12 protein-coding genes are annotated in these 16,510 nt (G+C 71.9%); 9 read left to right on the top strand and 3 right to left on the bottom strand.

Annotated features, from left to right (window positions below):
- On the bottom strand, nt 1-393 hold the full coding sequence (locus ACIQWG_RS33970; RefSeq protein ID WP_404102668.1) for a nitroreductase family deazaflavin-dependent oxidoreductase: 393 nt from the start codon (nt 391-393) through the stop codon (nt 1-3).
- A 111-nt stretch (nt 394-504) separates the two neighbouring features.
- Here ACIQWG_RS33970 and ACIQWG_RS33965 point away from each other — a divergent pair, with 111 nt between their 5' ends.
- Both ACIQWG_RS33965 and ACIQWG_RS33960 read left to right on the top strand, forming a co-directional pair.
- Nucleotides 505-1,353, top strand: coding sequence for an endonuclease/exonuclease/phosphatase family protein (locus tag ACIQWG_RS33965; protein WP_404102667.1), 849 nt, complete (start codon nt 505-507; stop codon nt 1,351-1,353).
- A gap of 96 nt (nt 1,354-1,449) precedes the next feature.
- Complete coding sequence (locus ACIQWG_RS33960) at nt 1,450-2,286, top strand: LAETG motif-containing sortase-dependent surface protein (RefSeq protein ID WP_404102665.1); 837 nt, start codon at nt 1,450-1,452, stop codon at nt 2,284-2,286.
- A gap of 40 nt (nt 2,287-2,326) precedes the next feature.
- Here the strand turns inward: ACIQWG_RS33960 and ACIQWG_RS33955 are convergent, their stop codons facing one another.
- Nucleotides 2,327-3,844: a CehA/McbA family metallohydrolase gene (locus tag ACIQWG_RS33955; RefSeq protein ID WP_404102664.1), complete on the bottom strand. Its 1,518-nt coding sequence runs from the start codon at nt 3,842-3,844 to the stop codon at nt 2,327-2,329.
- 232 nt (nt 3,845-4,076) lie between these two features.
- Between ACIQWG_RS33955 and ACIQWG_RS33950 the strand changes: the two genes are divergently transcribed.
- From ACIQWG_RS33950 to ACIQWG_RS33930, 5 genes are all read left to right on the top strand, one after another.
- Nucleotides 4,077-4,925, top strand: a complete 849-nt coding sequence (locus ACIQWG_RS33950) for an LLM class F420-dependent oxidoreductase (protein ID WP_404102662.1) — start codon at nt 4,077-4,079, stop codon at nt 4,923-4,925.
- Nucleotides 4,926-5,099: 174 nt separating this feature from the next.
- Complete coding sequence (locus ACIQWG_RS33945) at nt 5,100-7,712, top strand: bifunctional FO biosynthesis protein CofGH (protein WP_404102660.1); 2,613 nt, start codon at nt 5,100-5,102, stop codon at nt 7,710-7,712.
- A gap of 87 nt (nt 7,713-7,799) precedes the next feature.
- Complete coding sequence (locus tag ACIQWG_RS33940) at nt 7,800-10,496, top strand: tetratricopeptide repeat protein (RefSeq protein WP_404102658.1); 2,697 nt, start codon at nt 7,800-7,802, stop codon at nt 10,494-10,496.
- Between the two features lie 85 nt (nt 10,497-10,581).
- Nucleotides 10,582-11,142: a hypothetical protein gene (locus ACIQWG_RS33935; RefSeq protein WP_404103495.1), complete on the top strand. Its 561-nt coding sequence runs from the start codon at nt 10,582-10,584 to the stop codon at nt 11,140-11,142.
- 82 nt (nt 11,143-11,224) lie between these two features.
- Nucleotides 11,225-12,409, top strand: coding sequence for a DUF418 domain-containing protein (locus ACIQWG_RS33930; RefSeq protein WP_404102657.1), 1,185 nt, complete (start codon nt 11,225-11,227; stop codon nt 12,407-12,409).
- Nucleotides 12,410-12,415: 6 nt separating this feature from the next.
- Here the strand turns inward: ACIQWG_RS33930 and ACIQWG_RS33925 are convergent, their stop codons facing one another.
- Nucleotides 12,416-12,913: a DUF2165 domain-containing protein gene (locus ACIQWG_RS33925; protein ID WP_404102655.1), complete on the bottom strand. Its 498-nt coding sequence runs from the start codon at nt 12,911-12,913 to the stop codon at nt 12,416-12,418.
- An 89-nt stretch (nt 12,914-13,002) separates the two neighbouring features.
- Between ACIQWG_RS33925 and ACIQWG_RS33920 the strand changes: the two genes are divergently transcribed.
- Both ACIQWG_RS33920 and ACIQWG_RS33915 read left to right on the top strand, forming a co-directional pair.
- Nucleotides 13,003-15,735 carry a tetratricopeptide repeat protein gene (locus tag ACIQWG_RS33920; RefSeq protein WP_404102653.1) on the top strand — a complete coding sequence of 911 codons (2,733 nt, stop codon included), beginning with the start codon at nt 13,003-13,005 and terminating at the stop codon, nt 15,733-15,735.
- Between the two features lie 256 nt (nt 15,736-15,991).
- Nucleotides 15,992-16,504, top strand: coding sequence for a hypothetical protein (locus ACIQWG_RS33915; RefSeq protein ID WP_404102651.1), 513 nt, complete (start codon nt 15,992-15,994; stop codon nt 16,502-16,504).
- Nucleotides 16,505-16,510: the final 6 nt, after the last annotated feature.

The raw sequence follows: 16,510 nt of genomic DNA, 5'->3' as shown, positions 1-16,510 counted from the left end.
TCAGTCGGTCAGATCCACCCGGACCGTCAGCAGGTCCGCCCCGAACGTCCGCACACCGGCGCTGTTGAACCGGGGAAGCCCGCGCAGCCGGGCGATCGGGTCGTCGTCGGGCAGCAGATGGGCCGTGCCGTGGTGCCAGCGGCCCTTGATCCGTACCCGTACCCGCGGATCGGCCTTGATGTTGCGCACGTACTGGGACCGCTCGCCGAACTCCGACACCAGCCAGAAGGAGTCCCCGACCCGCCGCCCGCCGAGTGGCGTACGGCGGGGCAGGCCGGAGGTGCGGCCCGTGGTCTCCAGCAGCGTCTGGGTGGGCAGCCGGCGCATCACGGCGTTGAGCCGCCGCTGGAAGACCCTGACGGTCCGGTACTTGCTGTCCGCGCTGCTGGTCATGATTCGCGGTTCTCCTGTCACGTGGTGAGGCCGATGCTCTTCAATGTCTCTCATGGGGGATCGAACGGGAAGCGGAACCTCGAACGGTTCCCCTAGGAGAGACGGTGACCCATGCGGGTGGTGACCTGGAACCTGTGGTGGCGTTTCGGCCCCTGGGAAACCCGGCAGAAGGCCATCCTCGCCGGGTTGCGCGAACTGCGCCCCGACATCGTCGGACTTCAGGAGGTGTGGGCCGCCGGCGGCGAGAACCAGGCCGAGTGGCTGGCCGACGATCTCGGTATGCACTGGGCCTGGGCCCCCTCACCCGCCCCCGAGCGCTGGCGCCGCCGGATCGGCGACCCCACGGTCGACATCGGCAACGCGGTACTGAGCCGCTGGCCGGTCACCGACCGGCGCACCCTGCGTCTCCCGGCGCCCTCCGACGTGGACGACGGCCGCCTCGCCCTGTTCACCCGCCTGACCACGCCCTCCTACGACATCCCCTTCTTCACCACCCACCTGAGCTCCGCCCTGCACGCCTCGGCCGTCCGCTGCCGCCAGGTCAGCGCGCTCGCCGAGTTCGTCGCCGAGAACCGGGGCGACACGCCCTTTCCGGCCATCGTCACCGGCGACTTCAACGCCTGGCCCGACTCCGACGAGATCCGCCTCTTCGGCGGCTACCGCACCGCCCCGGTCGTGCCCGGCCAGGTCTTCTTCGACGCCTGGCAGTACGCCGACCCGGCCGCCCCGTCCGTCACCTGGGACCCAGCGAACCCGTATGTCGCGGTGGGTCGGGAGCCGGGCGCGCGGATCGACTACATCCACGTCAGCCCGCCCGGCCCGGGTGGGCTGGGCCACGTCCGGTCCGTCCGGCGCGCCTGTGACGGCCCGCTCGACGGGGTCTGGCCGTCCGACCACGCGGCGGTGGTCGCCGATCTGAGGGCGGGCTCACATGATGAGTTCGACAGCGACGGTCGGTGAAACAGTCGGTGAAGAGCCGGTGAGGCGCCACAACCGGCGGCGGGTCACCGTGGTCACACGGGTGTCGTCCGGTCCCCGTACCCGAGGTTGATTCGCATGAGACACCGCCAGGCCCTGCTGACTGCCGCCGTGTTGCTCCCGACAGCGTTGCTGACCGGAGCCACGGCCCACGCCGCCGAGTCACCGACTCCATCGGTGTTCCCGTCCCCGTCCGCGGCGTCGAACGACCCGTGGGACTGCTACAGCGATCAAGAGGACCCGAGCATGCGGCCGACGCTCGACGGACTGCCCGGAAGGATTGCCGTCGGCAGTGGTTGGCACGACCTCACACTCAAGGTCCTGAACGACACGGACAAGGCCTTGGAGGACGTCGAGGTCGGTCTCACCAAGGTGGCTTACGACAAGATGCCTGATATGCCCACGGAAAGCCCGGAGTATGTGGACATGCAGCGTCAGGATCCGACGTCCCGGGCCTGGGTCGACATTCCCTTCCCGGACGACTTCGAGGGCGTTCTCACCACGACCGACGTCGCCCCGCACGAGACGCTGACGTTCCGGCTGCGCCTGCGCGTCAACGAGGGCATACCCCTCGGCAACTCGGGGCTCCCGAAGGACGAGGGCAAGGGGGAGGGCGATGTCATGGCCCGTCTCCGGTGGTTGGACGCGAACGACGAGTGCAGATGGTCGCGAGCCTGGGAGGGCTTCGGCATCTACGAGTCCGACCCGGGCCAGGAAGACGGGCCCTCTTCGACCGCCCCTTCTTCCCCGGGCACGGGGACCGGTGCGGGCACCGCTCCTTCCGGCGACCTCGCCGAGACCGGCTCCTCCTCCGCGCTCCCGCTGCTCACCCTCGCGGGTGGTGCTGCCGTAGCGGTCGGTGGCGGGGCGGTGTACGCGGTACGGCGCCGCAGGCCGGCCGGAGGCCGGAACTGATCGAGCGGCAGGCCGGCCCCGGCGTCGGCATGCCCCCGGACTACGAGCGCCCCAGGAAGATCGGGTTCGTGAACGCCGCCAGGGCTCCCGGGAGGGGGCCGACCGCCGCCTCGTGGCGGAGTTCGGCGCGGACGTACGCCGCGTACGAGGGCGTCGTACGCCACTCCACGACGCCCGAACCCGACACCGGCAGTGGCGGGCTGGTGAACAGGACGCCCTGGTCGGTGACGAAGCGGACCGTGCAGCGGGGGGCGCCCGAGGCCTCCAGGCGGACCGTGACCGGGGTGTCCCGGTCGACCTCCAGCCGGCCGCCGATGCCCGCCTGCCGGCCCCGGCCGCCGGACACGGTGAAGGCGAGGGAGACGTTCTTGGACTCGGCGATGTACGACCGGCCCGCCCTGATGCCCTCCTGGATCGCCTCGCGGGTCAGGTCGTCGGCGAGGACGACCGTCTGCGGGGAGCCGACGGGGTCGGGGCTGCGGTGGGCGTCGCTGTTGCCCATCGCCGGGATCCAGTCGCGGCGGTCGTCGCGCACCGACGCCACCAGCATGCCGTCCCAGTCCGCGAGAGCCACCTCGTCGTCGGGCGTCCACGGGCCGTTCCAGACCTCGATCGCGTCCGCCTCGCCGAAGCCGAACTTCCAGTTGCAGCCGACGCAGGTGGCGTGCGGGTGGGCCGGCACGACCAGGCCGCCGGAGCGGCGGATCTGGCGGGCGAACTTGCCGAAGCGGTTGTCCCGCGCCCGGTAGCGCCAGTCGATGAAGGTGCCCGGCTCGACGCCGAGGGCCACCACATGGCCGTTGCGGGTCGTGATCTCCTCGCCCAGCATCACGAGCAGGTCGTCGCCGGCCACGTCGGCCCAGTGCGCGTGCGCCGAGTGGGTGTTGTGCTCGGAGCTGTTGATGAAGTCCAGGCCCGCCTCACGCGCGAGGGCGGCGATCTCGGCGGGGGTGCGGCGGCCGTCGGAGTACCAGGAGTGCAGATGGCAGTCGCCCCGGTACCAGGCGCGGCCCCGGCCCTTGGCCCGCTCCGGCGGGTACACCGGCTCGACGGGCTCGGCCTGTTCGCCGTACGTCAGCGTGATCGTGATCTCGTAGCTCAGGCCCTGCGGGGCCACGGTGTAGGGGCCGAGGGCGATCTGCCAGGTGCCCTCGCGGATCGGACCGGGGATGTAGCCCGGCGTCGCGTCCTCCGCCCGGATGAAGAACTCCGTGCGCGCACCACCCGACCAGCCCCGGAAGCCCTTGCCGCCGAGCTCGGTGCCGCGCTGGTCGAAGATGCCGATGTCGAGGCCGTTGCCCGTGGTGCCGGCCGGGACGGAGGGCCGGTCGTAGGTGTAGGAGACCTTGATCTCCCGGACGCCCTCGGGGACTTCGACGGGCAGGTACACGAAGTCCGGCGCGCCGGGCGGAAGCGTCCCGCGGACCGTACGGGTCTCGGCGTCGTGCATGTCGTCCGCCCCTCTCGCAAAGGTCACGCTGCTCAACGTAAGCGCGGCGGCGGCGCCCGTCACGAACAGGGCGCGTCTGCCCAGGCCGGCGTGGTCGTCCTCGCACATGCTGCTGCTCCCCAGGTCGTCGTGAGTGACAGGGCGTGGTGGTGCAGTGGTGGTGCGTGCAATTCTCGTATTCAGCCGTGAACGGACGGGCAAGGGAAGGGAATCGGCAGCCAATCACCAGCCGATCGTCAGCTGACCGACCCCCGGTCGGACGCGGCCGAGCGGCCGGGGATCGATTCAGGCCGACCGGTCGGTATGGACATTGTTGCGTTCACGCGGTACAGATGCCGTCATGCGCATCTCCGTGACGATCTTCCTCACCGACGAGACCATCACCCCGATCCGGCTCGCCCGTGAGCTGGAGCAGCGCGGGTTCGCCGGGCTGTACCTTCCCGAGCACACCCACATCCCGGTCGAGCGCGCCACCCCGTACCCGGCCGGCGGTGACCTGCCGCCCGAGTACGGCCGCACCCTCGACCCCTTCGTCGCCCTCGGCCAGGCCGCCGCCGTCACCGAAGGGCTCGGGCTCGGCACCGGCATCACCCTGGTCGCGCAGCACGACCCGATCGACCTGGCCAAGCAGATCGCCACCCTGGACCATCTCTCCGGCGGGCGTTTCACCCTCGGGCTCGGCTTCGGCTGGAACGTCGAGGAGGCCGCCGACCACGGGGTGCAGTGGCGGACCCGACGGGAACTCGTCCGGGACCGGATGGCCCTGATGCGGGCCCTGTGGACGGAGGAACCCACCGCCTACGAGGGTGAGTTCGGTTCCGTACGGGCCAGCTTCGCCCACCCCAAGCCCGTCCAGAAGCCGCGCGGGCCCAGGGTCAACGGCCCCCGCACGCTCATCGGCGGTGCCGCGGGGCCGAAGCTCTTCACGCACATCAGCGAGTACGCCGACGGATGGCTGCCGATCGGCGGCCGCGGACTGTCCGAAACTCTCCCCCTGCTGCGCACCGTCTGGGCCGACGCCGGGCGCGACCCGGGCGCGCTCCAGGTCGTGCCGTACGCCGTCTTCCCCAACCCGGGCAAGCTCGCGCACTACGCGGAGCTCGGGATCGAGGAGGTCGTGGTGCAGCTGCCTCCGGCGGGGGAGGCGGAGGTGTTGCGGGCGTTGGACGCGTACGGTGCGTACGTGTAGTCGGGCAGGCCGGCGGCCGACCCGGGGGCGCGGGGCTGTGCGGATATGCGGCTCCGCCGCATGGCGCCACCAGCCAGACCAGCCACAACGAGCCAACGCCCGGCCATGCACCGCGTTCCCCACGGTCACCCCCGGCCCCGCTGAACCGGCGCAGCCCGACCGTATGCTCGAAGGATGACGACCACCGCGACCTCCGGAACCGGCCCCACCGACCGCCCCGGCGGCACCGGCCCGACCGAGAACTCCCTGCGTCGCGCCCTCAAACGCGCCCGGGACGGCGTCGCCCTCGACGTCACCGAGGCGGCCGTACTGCTCCAGGCCCGCGGCGAGGCCCTCGACGACCTCGCCGCGTCGGCCGGGCGGGTGCGGGACGCGGGCCTCGAAGCCGCCGGCCGGCCCGGCGTCATCACGTACTCGAAGAGCGTCTTCATCCCCCTCACCCGGCTGTGCCGGGACAAGTGCCACTACTGCACCTTCGTCACCGTCCCCGGCAAGCTGCGCCGCGCCGGGCACGGGATGTTCATGTCCCCGGACGAGGTCCTCGACATCGCCCGCAAGGGCGCGGCCCTCGGCTGCAAGGAAGCCCTCATCACCCTCGGCGACAAGCCCGAGGACCGCTGGCCCGAGGCGCGGGAGTGGCTCGACGCGCACGGCTACGACGACACCATCGCCTACGTCCGCGCCATCTCCATCCGCATCCTGGAGGAGACGGGACTCCTCCCGCACCTCAACCCGGGCGTCTTGACCTGGACCGACTTCCAGCGTCTGAAGCCGGTCGCCCCGTCGATGGGCATGATGCTGGAGACGACGGCCACCCGCCTGTGGTCCGAGCCCGGTGGCCCCCACCACGGCTCCCCCGACAAGGAACCGGCGGTCCGCCTGCGCGTGCTGGAGGACGCGGGCCGTTCGTCGGTCCCCTTCACCAGCGGCATCCTCATCGGCATCGGCGAGACGTACGAGGAGCGCGCCGAGTCTCTCTTCGCGCTGCGGAAGGTCTCGCGGGCGTACCACGGCATCCAGGAACTGATCATCCAGAACTTCCGCGCCAAGCCGGACACCGCGATGCGCGGCATGCCGGACGCGGAACTCGACGAACTGGTCGCCACGGTGGCCGTCGCCCGGCTCATCCTCGGGCCCGCCGGCAACATCCAGGCCCCGCCCAACCTCGTGGACTCCGAGTACGAGCGGCTGATCCGGGCCGGCATCGACGACTGGGGCGGGGTGTCACCCCTCACCATCGACCACGTCAACCCCGAGCGCCCCTGGCCGCAGATCGAGGAACTCGCCGAGCGCTCGGCGACGGCCGGCTTCGAGCTGCGTGAACGGCTCTGCGTCTACCCGGAGTTCGTGCAGCGCGGCGAGCCCTGGCTGGACCCGCGGCTGCGTCCGCACGTACGGGCGCTGGCCGACCCGGAGACGGGCCTCGCCCGCCCCGACGCCGTGGTCGAGGGCCGCCCGTGGCAGGAGCCCGAGGAGGCCTTCGTCTCCTCCGGCCGTACGGACCTGCACACCACCATCGACACCGAGGGCCGCACGTCCGACCGCCGCGACGACTTCGACGAGGTGTACGGCGACTGGGGCGCCCTGCGCGAGGCGGCCGCCCCCGGCATGGCGCCGGAGCGCATCGACACCGACGTCCGCCAGGCGCTGCGCGTCGCGGCCGACGACCCGACCGGGCTCACCGACGCCGAGGCCCTCGCCCTGCTGCACGCGGACGGGCCGGCGCTGGACGCGCTGACCCGGGTCGCCGACGACGTCCGCAAGTCGGCGGTCGGCGACGACGTGACGTACATCGTCACCCGGAACATCAACTTCACCAACGTCTGCTACACGGGCTGCCGCTTCTGCGCGTTCGCCCAGCGCCGGACCGACGCCGACGCCTACACCCTGTCCCTGGACCAGGTCGCCGACCGCGCCCAGCAGGCCTGGGATGTGGGCGCGGTGGAGGTCTGCATGCAGGGCGGCATCCATCCGGACATGCCCGGGACGGCGTACTTCGACATCGCCCGAGCCGTGAAGTCCCGCGTGCCCGGCATGCATGTGCACGCCTTCTCGCCGATGGAGGTCGTCAACGGCGCGACCCGCACCGGCATGTCCATCCGGGAGTGGCTGACGGCGGCCAAGGAGGCCGGCCTGGACTCGATCCCCGGCACGGCCGCCGAGATCCTCGACGACGAGGTCCGCTGGGTCCTGACCAAGGGCAAGTTGCCGACGGCGACCTGGATCGAGGTGGTCACGACCGCGCACGAGCTCGGCATCCGGTCGTCGTCCACCATGATGTACGGCCATGTCGACCAGCCCCGCCACTGGCTCGGCCACCTGCGCACCCTGGCCGGCATCCAGCAACGCACCGGCGGCTTCACGGAGTTCGTGACCCTGCCGTTCATCCACACCAACGCCCCGGTGTACCTGGCCGGCATCGCCCGCCCCGGCCCGACGACCCGCGACAACCGCGCGGTGACGGCGATGGCCCGCCTGCTCCTCCACCCCTGGATCCCGAACATCCAGACCAGCTGGGTCAAACTGGGCACTCAGGGCGCGGCGGAGATGCTCCGCTCCGGAGCGAACGACGTCGGCGGCACCCTGATGGAGGAGACGATCTCGCGCATGGCGGGTTCGTCGTACGGCTCCTACAAGTCGGTACGTGACCTGGTGGCCGTCGCCGAGGCCGCCGGGCGCCCGGCCAAGCCCCGCACGACGCTGTACGGCGAGGTGCCGGAGGAACGACAGCGGGCGGCGACCGCGTCGGACGGGCATCTGCCGGAGTTGTTGCCGGTGCTGGACTGAATCTGTCTCGATTCCGCGCACACGCGTGTCCCGGGTGGGCTGATCCGTGCGATCATCCCGTCCACATTGACTCCAGGGGGACGCAGGGTGTCGATCGACGTGCAGGCCCGCCGCAGGCGGCTGATGGTGAGCACGGGTGCGATGGTGGTTCTGGCTGCGGCCGGGATGTCACCCGACTACATCTTCTCGGAGTTGGATGCGCGATGGCGGGTCGGAGCCTTCGGGGGCGCGGTCGCGGTCGTGGCCGGACTGACCGCGTTCTTACAGCGCCGCATGGATGCCGAACAGGTCCACCCGGCTGCCCCGCAGGCGCATGTGCCTCACCAACTCCTCTCCGACGACCTGTTGGTGGGGCGGGAGACGCTGAGCGCCGCCCTGATCGAGCGGCTGCGCGATGTGCCGACCCCGACGGGCGGCTCCCTGCCCGGTGAACCGTCAGCCGGGCAGGCCGCCGTGACCGTAGTTCACGGCGCGGCTGGCACCGGCAAGACGGCGCTCGCGCTGTACGCGGCCCACCGGGTCAAGGAGCACTACCCGGACGGGCAGTTGTACGTCGATCTCCGGGGCGACGCTGACAGTCCGTGCGACAGCACGGTGGTGCTGGGGGACTTTCTGCGCGCGTTGGGGGCTGCCGCCGAGGAGATTCCGCTGGGGAGGGACGGCCGGGCTGCGCACTTCCGCAGCCTGACCAACAACCTGCGTCTGTTGGTCTTCCTGGACAACGCCTACAGCACAGAACAGATCCAGCCGCTCCTGCCGGTCGGGCCCGGCTGTTCGGTGCTGGTGACCAGCCGAAGGAATCTCTCCGCCGGAAGCACCCCGCGGCGGAAGTCGTTCGCGGTCCAACTCCCCGACGAGGACCTTGCCTTGGAAGTGCTGAGCGCCTGGGCCGATCGGGAGCGGGTGGACGCGGACCCCGTCGCGGCCCTGGAGATCGTTCAGTTCTGCGGCCGGTTGCCGCTGGCGCTGCGCATCGTGGGCGGAAAGCTGAGGTCCCGCGAGGACCTGACGCTGCGGCAGATGTGTGCGCGGCTGAGGGACGAGCGCGAGCGGGTGCGCGAGTTGTCCTTCCAGTCCTGGAGCCTGCAGGCCTGTCTCTCCCTTATGTACCGGGACCTGCCCGAGCCCGCCCGGGTGGTAGTCGGGCTGTTGGCATTTCTGCCGATCGGCCGTCTCGCCGATTGGCACATCCGGGCGGCCCTGCCCGCCTCGGTGGCGCCCGGAGCGATCGCCGACGAACTTGTCGCAGTCGGGCTGATGGAGGTACACGGCAGCGAAGGCGAGGAGTCCGGCTACCGATTCCATGACCTGGTTCGGGTATTCGCCCATCAGCAGTACGAGGCCCTGCCCCCACAGGAGCGTCGTGACGCAGAGGAGCGCCTGGTACGGGCCTACCGCGATGCTGTCGTGTTCCTGGCCGCGGGCCGGGCTCCAGAGCTCGGCGCGGAGGCGTCCCGTCGCCCGCGCTCCGGGAACCTCGACCCGGCCACCGGCGGCGCTTGGGTGACTCAGGAGAGCGAGCGGATCCAGTGGGCGATCGGCCGCGCCCGGCGCGTCGGCCTGGCCGAGGAGGGCGTGGAACTCGCCGAGGCGTTCACGTACTTCCTCGATGCCGTGCGACTGCCCGCCGACTCCGCGGGCTGGCTGTTCGACGCAGGTACGGAGCAGCGTTCGCGTGTGGTGGGCAGCCTGCGGCGCGGCCGCGCAGCCACGGCCCTGGACAGCGGCATGCCTGAGACGGCTCTGGAGGTGCTGCTCCCGGGTGGCGCCGCCGACCCGGCGGCCCCGCTGACCGCTCGGGACTGGACGATCGTGGCCCGCGCCTTCGCCGCGAAGGGTGACTACCCGGCAGCCCTGGAGCACATGACCACGGCGGTGCGCGAGCTGCGCGCCGATGGCGATCGTTGGCACGTGCTGACCTCGTTGGAGAAGCTGGGCGAGTTCCAGCGGTGGCGCGGTCAGCCGGAGAAGGCGGAGGAGAGCCAGCGGGAGGCGTTGCGGCTGGCCGAGGAATTCGGTGATTTGCGGGCCCAGGCGCGCCTGCGCCGCACCCTCGCCGAGACGCTCGGTTACCTGCGTCGGCCTGAGGAGGCAGCGCCATTCCTGGAGCAGGCGGTACACGACTTCCGGACCCTCGGCGACCGAGTGTGGGAGGGCGCGACCTTGTACGCGCTGGGCAAGATCTACCGGCTGCTCGGCCGCCGCGAGGAGTCCCTGGAGAGGTACGACAAGGCCGAGGACATCTTCGGTCCCATGGGTGAGCGGATGTGGGTCGGTCGTATCGACAATGCCCGTATCCGCGTGTTCGCCGGCCTGGAGAGGTATGACGACGCCTGGGCTGCTGCCTGGGCCTCACTGGACGTGTTCCGACAGCTCAGGCACGATCAGTGGCACGCCCACACCCAGCGCGACATCGGCTGGCTGCATCTGCGACAGGGGCGCCCTGCTGAGGCGGTCGAACCGCTCACTGAGGCCGTCGAAGTGACCCGCCGTGCCGGAGACGCCTACGCCGAGGCCATGGCCCGGCACCTGCGCGGCGTCGCACACCGTGAGCTGGGCCGGCCCGAGGAGGCCCGCGCGGACCTGGAAGCGGCGCTGGCCATCTACCAGGGCGGTGCCTATGAGTGGAACGAGGCAATCGTCCTGCACGACTTGATTCGCGCTTTGCGCGCGGGGGGCGCGACCGCCGAGGCGGATGGGGTGGAGTCCGGGGTCGCCGCCAACCTGGCGTTCGCCAGGACGCGGGGTCGGGACGGCGCGTGGGCCATCCCGGACGAGGAGTGACGGCGGGGGCCGCGAAGCCGAGGGACAGGGCATCCACAGTACGATGATCCGACCCTCGGGAACCGAGGGCTGGAGTCCTGAGGAGATGCGTGCCGTGCCTGCTCCCAAGGTCTGGGTGACCGGTCTGACGGTGGGAGCGATAGCCGCCGTCACCGTCCTCGCCGTGCAGGCCGACAAGGGGCCGCACCCGACGGCCGCGTCGGCCCGGCCGAGCGCGTCGCCGTCGGACGGGGCGAGCCCCGCGCCGACGAAGTCCGCCGCGCCCGCCGTGGTGCCCAAGGACTCGGGCACGGGGCGCCGGATCGTCTACGCCCTCGGCCAGAAGCGGGTCTGGCTGGTCGACGCGAGCGACGCGGCCCGCCGTACGTTCGCCGTCTGGCCGGGCACGGTGAGCCCGGACATCGGCAGCTACGCCGTGTCGTCACGGACCACGGCCACCACCGGCTCGGACGGCGTGCAGATCGAGAACATCGTCTACTTCGCCGCGAAGTCCGGTATCTCCATCGCCTTCTCCAACGCCGTGGACGGCTCCTCGCCCCCGCCCGCCGAGGGCAAGCAGACCGGCGGGGTCCGGATGCGCGCGGCCGACGGGGCCGCCCTGTGGGCGTTCGGCGAAACGGGTACGACCGTGGTCGTGGTCCAGTAGGGGGCCTCTACATCCTTCGATGTAGGGCGGGTTCGACTGCGGTCATGACGATCGGGCCCGATACCGTCGGGACGATGAGTGCATGACACACATGGACGCGACGGTCCCCCGGGCAGCCCAGCCCGCGCCGCCCGCCGGACGACGGCTCCCGCTCCTCGACGTGCTGCGCGGCGCTGCGATCCTCGGCACGCTGATGACGAACGTATGGATCTTCACCGCGCCGGGCGCGGAGTGGGGGGTCCTGGAGTCCGGCACCGGAGAGCTGTCCTTCGGGTCGGTCCCGGAAGTCGTCGAGGGCGCGTTCAGCGTGCTGGCGAACGGCAAGTTCCTGTCGCTGCTGACGATCCTGTTCGGCGTCGGGCTGGCCATCCAGTACGCCTCGGCCGAGCGGCGCGGGCAGCCGTGGCCGGGGCGCTACCGGTGGCGGGCGCTGTTCCTGTTCGGCGAGGGCACGGTGCACTTCGTGCTGGTCTTCGCCTGGGACGTCCTGATGGGGTACGCGGTCACCGCGCTGCTCGTCGCCCGGCTGCTCACCCGCTCGGAGCGGACGCAGCGGCGGGTGATGTGGTGGGCTGCGGGCATCCATCTGACGCTGATCGGTCTGCTGACGGCGGCCCTGACCCTGGCGGACGACGACACCGGCGGCACCGTCTCCCGCGACGTCGTCGACCTGTACGCGCACGGCGGCTACCTGGACCAGATCGCCTTCCGCCTGGAGAACGCGGTCGCCCTGCGCATGGAGCCCGTGCTCACCTTCTTCCTCCTGGTCTTCCTGTTCCTGCTCGGCGTACGGCTGTTCCGGGCGGGGGCGTTCGGCGCGGACGAGACGGGACGCCGGCTGCGTTCCCGGCTGCTGGTGTGGGGACTGGGCGTCGGGCTGCCCCTCAACGTGGCGGCGGCCATGGGCGGCCCCGACCTGACCCTGGCGGCCAGGTACGGCACCGCCCCGCTGCTGGCCCTCGGCTACATCGGCCTGATCGGCGCGGTGGTGGACCGGGTACGGCGGCCGGGCCCGCTGATGACGGGCCTGACCTCCGTCGGCCGGACCGCCCTGTCCGGCTACGTCCTCCAGAACATCCTGTGCGTCCTGGTCTCCTACGGCATCGGGCTGGGCCTCGCGGAACGGCTGGGGGACTCGGGACCGTGGTGGGTCGTGGGCCTGTGGGCCGGGGTCTGCGCGGTGCTCATGGTGGGCTCGACGCTGTGGCTGAGGCGGTTCTCGGCAGGGCCCCTGGAAACCGTCCAGAAATGGGCCCTGCGCCACTGACGCGGGTCAGGTCGAGGACTGCTGCGGCAGGTGGTTGACGAGCAGCACCACCCCGCTGAACAGGAACACCCGGGTCGCCGCCTCCAGGCCGTTCCAGTCGCCCGACTGCCACATGGCGAACCACTCACCGCCGATCGCGATGAACCCGGCGCCGAACAGCAGCATCAGCATCAGCAGACCGTAGGTGGAGAAACGGCGGGCGCGGGCGTCGTCGCGGCGGAACCAGAGCCATGTGCCGTAGCCGAGCACCAGGGCGGCGACGGTCTCCCAGACGATGATCGCGACGTACGCCGCGTCCTGAAGTCCCTTACTGGTGATGGCTCTCCACATCAGGTCGTCGTCCTTGAACGTGGTGTCCATCGCCAGGACATGCCGTACGAACTGCTGGTTCGTACCGAAGTCCGTGATGTTCCCGAAGGCGACCAGGGCTATGTAGAGGGCGACGGTCGCGGTGAGGAGGGTGGCGGCGAGGTGGAGTGCGCTTCGTGGGGGTGTCGTAGGCATGATGGTCATCTTCCCTGTGAAGGCACTGTGCCCAAAAGGCATTGAGCCAGAATGAGAGCGCGGGGGAGCCGAGCGGAGAGGATCCACGGGTGGCGCGGACGCGGCAGTCGGTGCAGGAGCTGATCGCGCGACGGCGTCGGGCCGGATTCGTCGGCCGGAGCGCCGAACGCGCCGCGTTCCGGGCCAACTTCGACATCCCACCGGAGGACGAGCGCCACCGGTTCCGCTTCCACGTGCACGGCAACGCGGGTGTCGGCAAGACCTTCCTGCTCCGCGAGCTGGAGCAAGTCGCCCGGGAGCACGGGGCGTTGACGGCGTACGTCGACGAGAGCGCGGCAGGCGTGCCGGACGCGTTGGAAACGATCAGCCGGCAGTTCGCCGCGCAGGGGACCCGGTTCAAGGATCTGGACCGGCTGCTGACCGACCACCGGGAGCGGCGGTACGAGGCGGAGCTGGCCGCGGTCGCCGCCCCGGCGGAGGAGCCGCGCGCGCCGTCGGCCGGCAGCATGGCGGTGGCGCGGGCCGGCCTGGTGGGGCTGGGCATGGTGCCGGGGGTCGGAGCTTTCGCGGGCGCCCTCGACCCGGCCCAACTCGCGGAGGGCGCCGACCGGTTGAGGTCGGGGCTCGGCAGCCGCTTCCGCAGCCACGAGGACGCCCGGCTCGTCCTCGCCCCCGAGAGCGTGCTCACCCCGGTGCTGTTGAACGAGCTGGCCCAGGCCGCGTCCGCCGTCCCCTGGATCGTCCTGTTCCTCGACACCTACGAGCGCACCGGCCGCTTCCTCGACGGCTGGCTGCACAGTGTGATGACCACCGAGCGCTACGGCTCGCTGCCGGCCACGGTCGTCGTGGTGACGGCCGGCCAGCTCCCCTCCGACAGCGTCCGCTGGGGCGGCTTCGGCGACTTCATGGCCGACCTGCCGCTGTCGCCGTTCACCGAGCCGGAGGCGCGGGACCTGCTCGCGGGCCGGGGAGTGGTGGCCGAACCGGTCGTCACGGAGGTGCTGCGGCTGACCGGCGGACTGCCGGTGCTGGTGTCGACGCTCGCGGAGAGCCGGCCCGCCGACCCGTCCGACGTGGGGGACCCCAGCGCCACGGCCGTGGAGCGGTTCCTGAGGTGGGAGGCGGATCCGGTACGCCGCTCGGTGGCGCTGGCGTGCGCGCTGCCGCGCCGGCTGGACGCGGACGTGTTCCGGGCGGTGGTGGACCGGCCGGACGGCGAACTCGACGACCTGTACGCCTGGTTGCGGGGCCTTCCCTTCGTCGGCGAGCGCGCCGGCCGGGTCCGCTACCACGACGTCGTACGCGCGCCCATGCTCCGCCTGCAACGCCAGGAGTCGCCCCGGACCTGGACGGCCCGGCACCGGGAGCTGGCGTCGGTCTTCGGCCGGTGGCGCACCGAGGCCGAGGCGGGCCGCGACGGCGAGGAACTGTGGACCGACGAGGGATGGCGGGAGCTGCGGCTCGCGGAGCTCTACCACCGCCTGTGCGCGGGCGAGCTCTCGGTCCTGTCGAACGTCCTGCGGGACGTCGTCACCGCCTGCGAACAGGGCGAGTCCGTCGCGGGCCGCTGGGCGTGGGTCCTGACGGAGGCGGGATGGGACGCCGAGGCGTGGCCGGTGGCCGAGTGGGGGCGCCGGCTGGCGGACGCGCTGAACGACGGGGGCACGGTCGCGGCACTCGAACTGGTGCTGCGGCGGACGGGGTTCGAACGGACCGCGGCTGCGGGTACGTCGGAGCGCGGGCCGGTCAGTGGGGGGTACGGGGCCGCGGATCCGGTGGTGGGTGTACCGGCCGGGGGCTGGTACGGGGCTGGGGCAGTCGCTTCGCACGGTGTGGTGGGCGGGCGGGCGAGCGGTGAGATCGACTCCCAGGGTGCGCCGGGGGCTTGGCAGCGGGTCGACTCGGGAGACGAGGACCCGGGCGACCAGGACGTCGCCGAAACGCGGGACGGTGAGGTGTCCCCGGACGCCGAAGACGCACGGACCGGTGTGACTCCGGGCCGGCTGCCGGAGCCCGCGTGGCCGACCTCGCAGCAGCGGATCGCCCCGACTTGGGCGAACCCGTGGCAACAGGCCGACCCCACCGTCGTACTGGACCCCGAGGCCGCCGCCCGCGCCTACCGCGCCCGCGCCATGGCCCATGACCTCGCCGGTGACCAGCAGTCCGCCGTCGCCGATCTGGACCGTGCCCTCGAACTGACCCCCGACGACCCCCGCAGCCTCAGCCTGCGCGGCGAGTACCACCGGGCCCTGGAGCGTTACGACGAGGCCATCCGTGACCTGGACCGTGCGCTCGGTCTGAACCCCGCCGACGCCTTCGCCCTGGCCTCCCGCGGAGCCATCCGCCTCAGCCGCGGCGAGCTCGACGACGCGCTCACGGACCTCGACGAGGCCGTGCGGCTCAAGCCGGACTACCCCTGGGCGCTGGCCCGCCGGGCTCGTGTGCACCGCGCGCTCGGCGACTCCGTGCGCCAACTCGCCGACCTCGACCTGGCCGTGGCGGTGGACCCCGACTGGGCCTGGTTCCGCTGCGAGCGCGGTGACGCCCTGCGCGGCGCCGGACGCGACGAGGAGGCCCTCGCCGACTACGACCACGCGCTCGCCCGGGAGCCCGGCTACGACTCCGCCCGCGCGAGCCGCGGCGCCGCGCTGGCCAACCTGGGCCGGCACGCGGAGGCGCTGGCCGAGCTGGACCAGGTGCTGGAGCGCAGGCCGTCGTACACCTGGGCGCTGGTGCAGCGGGCGGCGGTGCGCCGGCATCTCGGCGCTCACGAGGCGGCCGCGGAGGACGAGGCCCGCGCGGCCGGCGCCGACGCGTCGTGAAGTCCGCCGGCGGCATCAGGGGGATCACGTGGCATCACGTGGCATCACGTGGCGCCAGGTGGCGCCAGGTGGCGCCATGTGGTGCCAGTCGGTGCCTACGGGCGGCCGTTAGGGTGTCTGAGCGTGCGTGATGCCACGATGGCCCGGGTTGATTTCGTTGTGTTTTCGCAGGTCGGACGGGCTGGTGGCGGTGAAGTCCGCCATGAGGTGCCATTCGGGCTTGCGGGTGGTGCCATCGTGGTGCCATGATGGCGTCATGGACCTCACGCCCTATGTCGACACCCTCCGCCGCGACCTCGCGGTGGCCGCCGAAGCCGGCGGTGACGAAGCCCGCGAGCTGGCCGAGCGGCTCATCGCTCCGCTGGAGTCGGCCACCCGGCTGACCATGCTCAACGTGCTCTCCGCCGCGATGGACGAGATCACCCGTGAGCTCGCCCCCGGCTCGGTCGACGTACGGCTGCGCGGGCTGGACCCGGACTTCGTGGTGACACTGCCGCCCACCTACGGCGATGCCCCCGCGGAACCGGCCACCCCCGTCGAACCGCTCAAGGCTCCGGCCGAGGGCGACGAGAGCGGCACCGCCCGCGTCAATCTGCGGCTGCCGGCCCACCTCAAGGCGCGCGCCGAAGACGCCGCCGGCCGCGAGGGCCTGTCGGTCAACGCGTGGCTGGTGCGTGCCGTGTCGGCCGCGGTCGACGGCGGCGGCCGGCCGCAGCCGACGGAGCGGTCCCGCACCACCGGAAACAGCTTCACCGGCTGGGTGCGCTAGCCGCAC

The organism is Streptomyces sp. NPDC098781, from assembly GCF_044759995.1.
In the GTDB taxonomy this organism is placed as follows: domain Bacteria; phylum Actinomycetota; class Actinomycetes; order Streptomycetales; family Streptomycetaceae; genus Streptomyces.
The sequence above is the reverse complement of the archived record's forward strand: the minus strand, read 5'-3'. Positions and strand labels throughout refer to the sequence as shown.

Bases quoted from the DNA above. Each gene is read 5' to 3' on its own strand.
- ACIQWG_RS33915 (WP_404102651.1), top strand. From the start codon at position 15,992: ATGGACCTCACGCCCTATGTCGACACCCTCCGCCGCGACCTCGCGGTG.
- ACIQWG_RS33955 (WP_404102664.1), bottom strand. From the start codon at position 3,844: ATGTGCGAGGACGACCACGCCGGCCTGGGCAGACGCGCCCTGTTCGTG.
- ACIQWG_RS33960 (WP_404102665.1), top strand. From the start codon at position 1,450: ATGAGACACCGCCAGGCCCTGCTGACTGCCGCCGTGTTGCTCCCGACA.
- ACIQWG_RS33970 (WP_404102668.1), bottom strand. From the start codon at position 393: ATGACCAGCAGCGCGGACAGCAAGTACCGGACCGTCAGGGTCTTCCAG.
- ACIQWG_RS33950 (WP_404102662.1), top strand. From the start codon at position 4,077: ATGCGCATCTCCGTGACGATCTTCCTCACCGACGAGACCATCACCCCG.
- ACIQWG_RS33965 (WP_404102667.1), top strand. From the start codon at position 505: ATGCGGGTGGTGACCTGGAACCTGTGGTGGCGTTTCGGCCCCTGGGAA.
- ACIQWG_RS33925 (WP_404102655.1), bottom strand. From the start codon at position 12,913: ATGCCTACGACACCCCCACGAAGCGCACTCCACCTCGCCGCCACCCTC.
- ACIQWG_RS33935 (WP_404103495.1), top strand. From the start codon at position 10,582: ATGCGTGCCGTGCCTGCTCCCAAGGTCTGGGTGACCGGTCTGACGGTG.
- ACIQWG_RS33930 (WP_404102657.1), top strand. From the start codon at position 11,225: ATGACACACATGGACGCGACGGTCCCCCGGGCAGCCCAGCCCGCGCCG.
- ACIQWG_RS33945 (WP_404102660.1), top strand. From the start codon at position 5,100: ATGACGACCACCGCGACCTCCGGAACCGGCCCCACCGACCGCCCCGGC.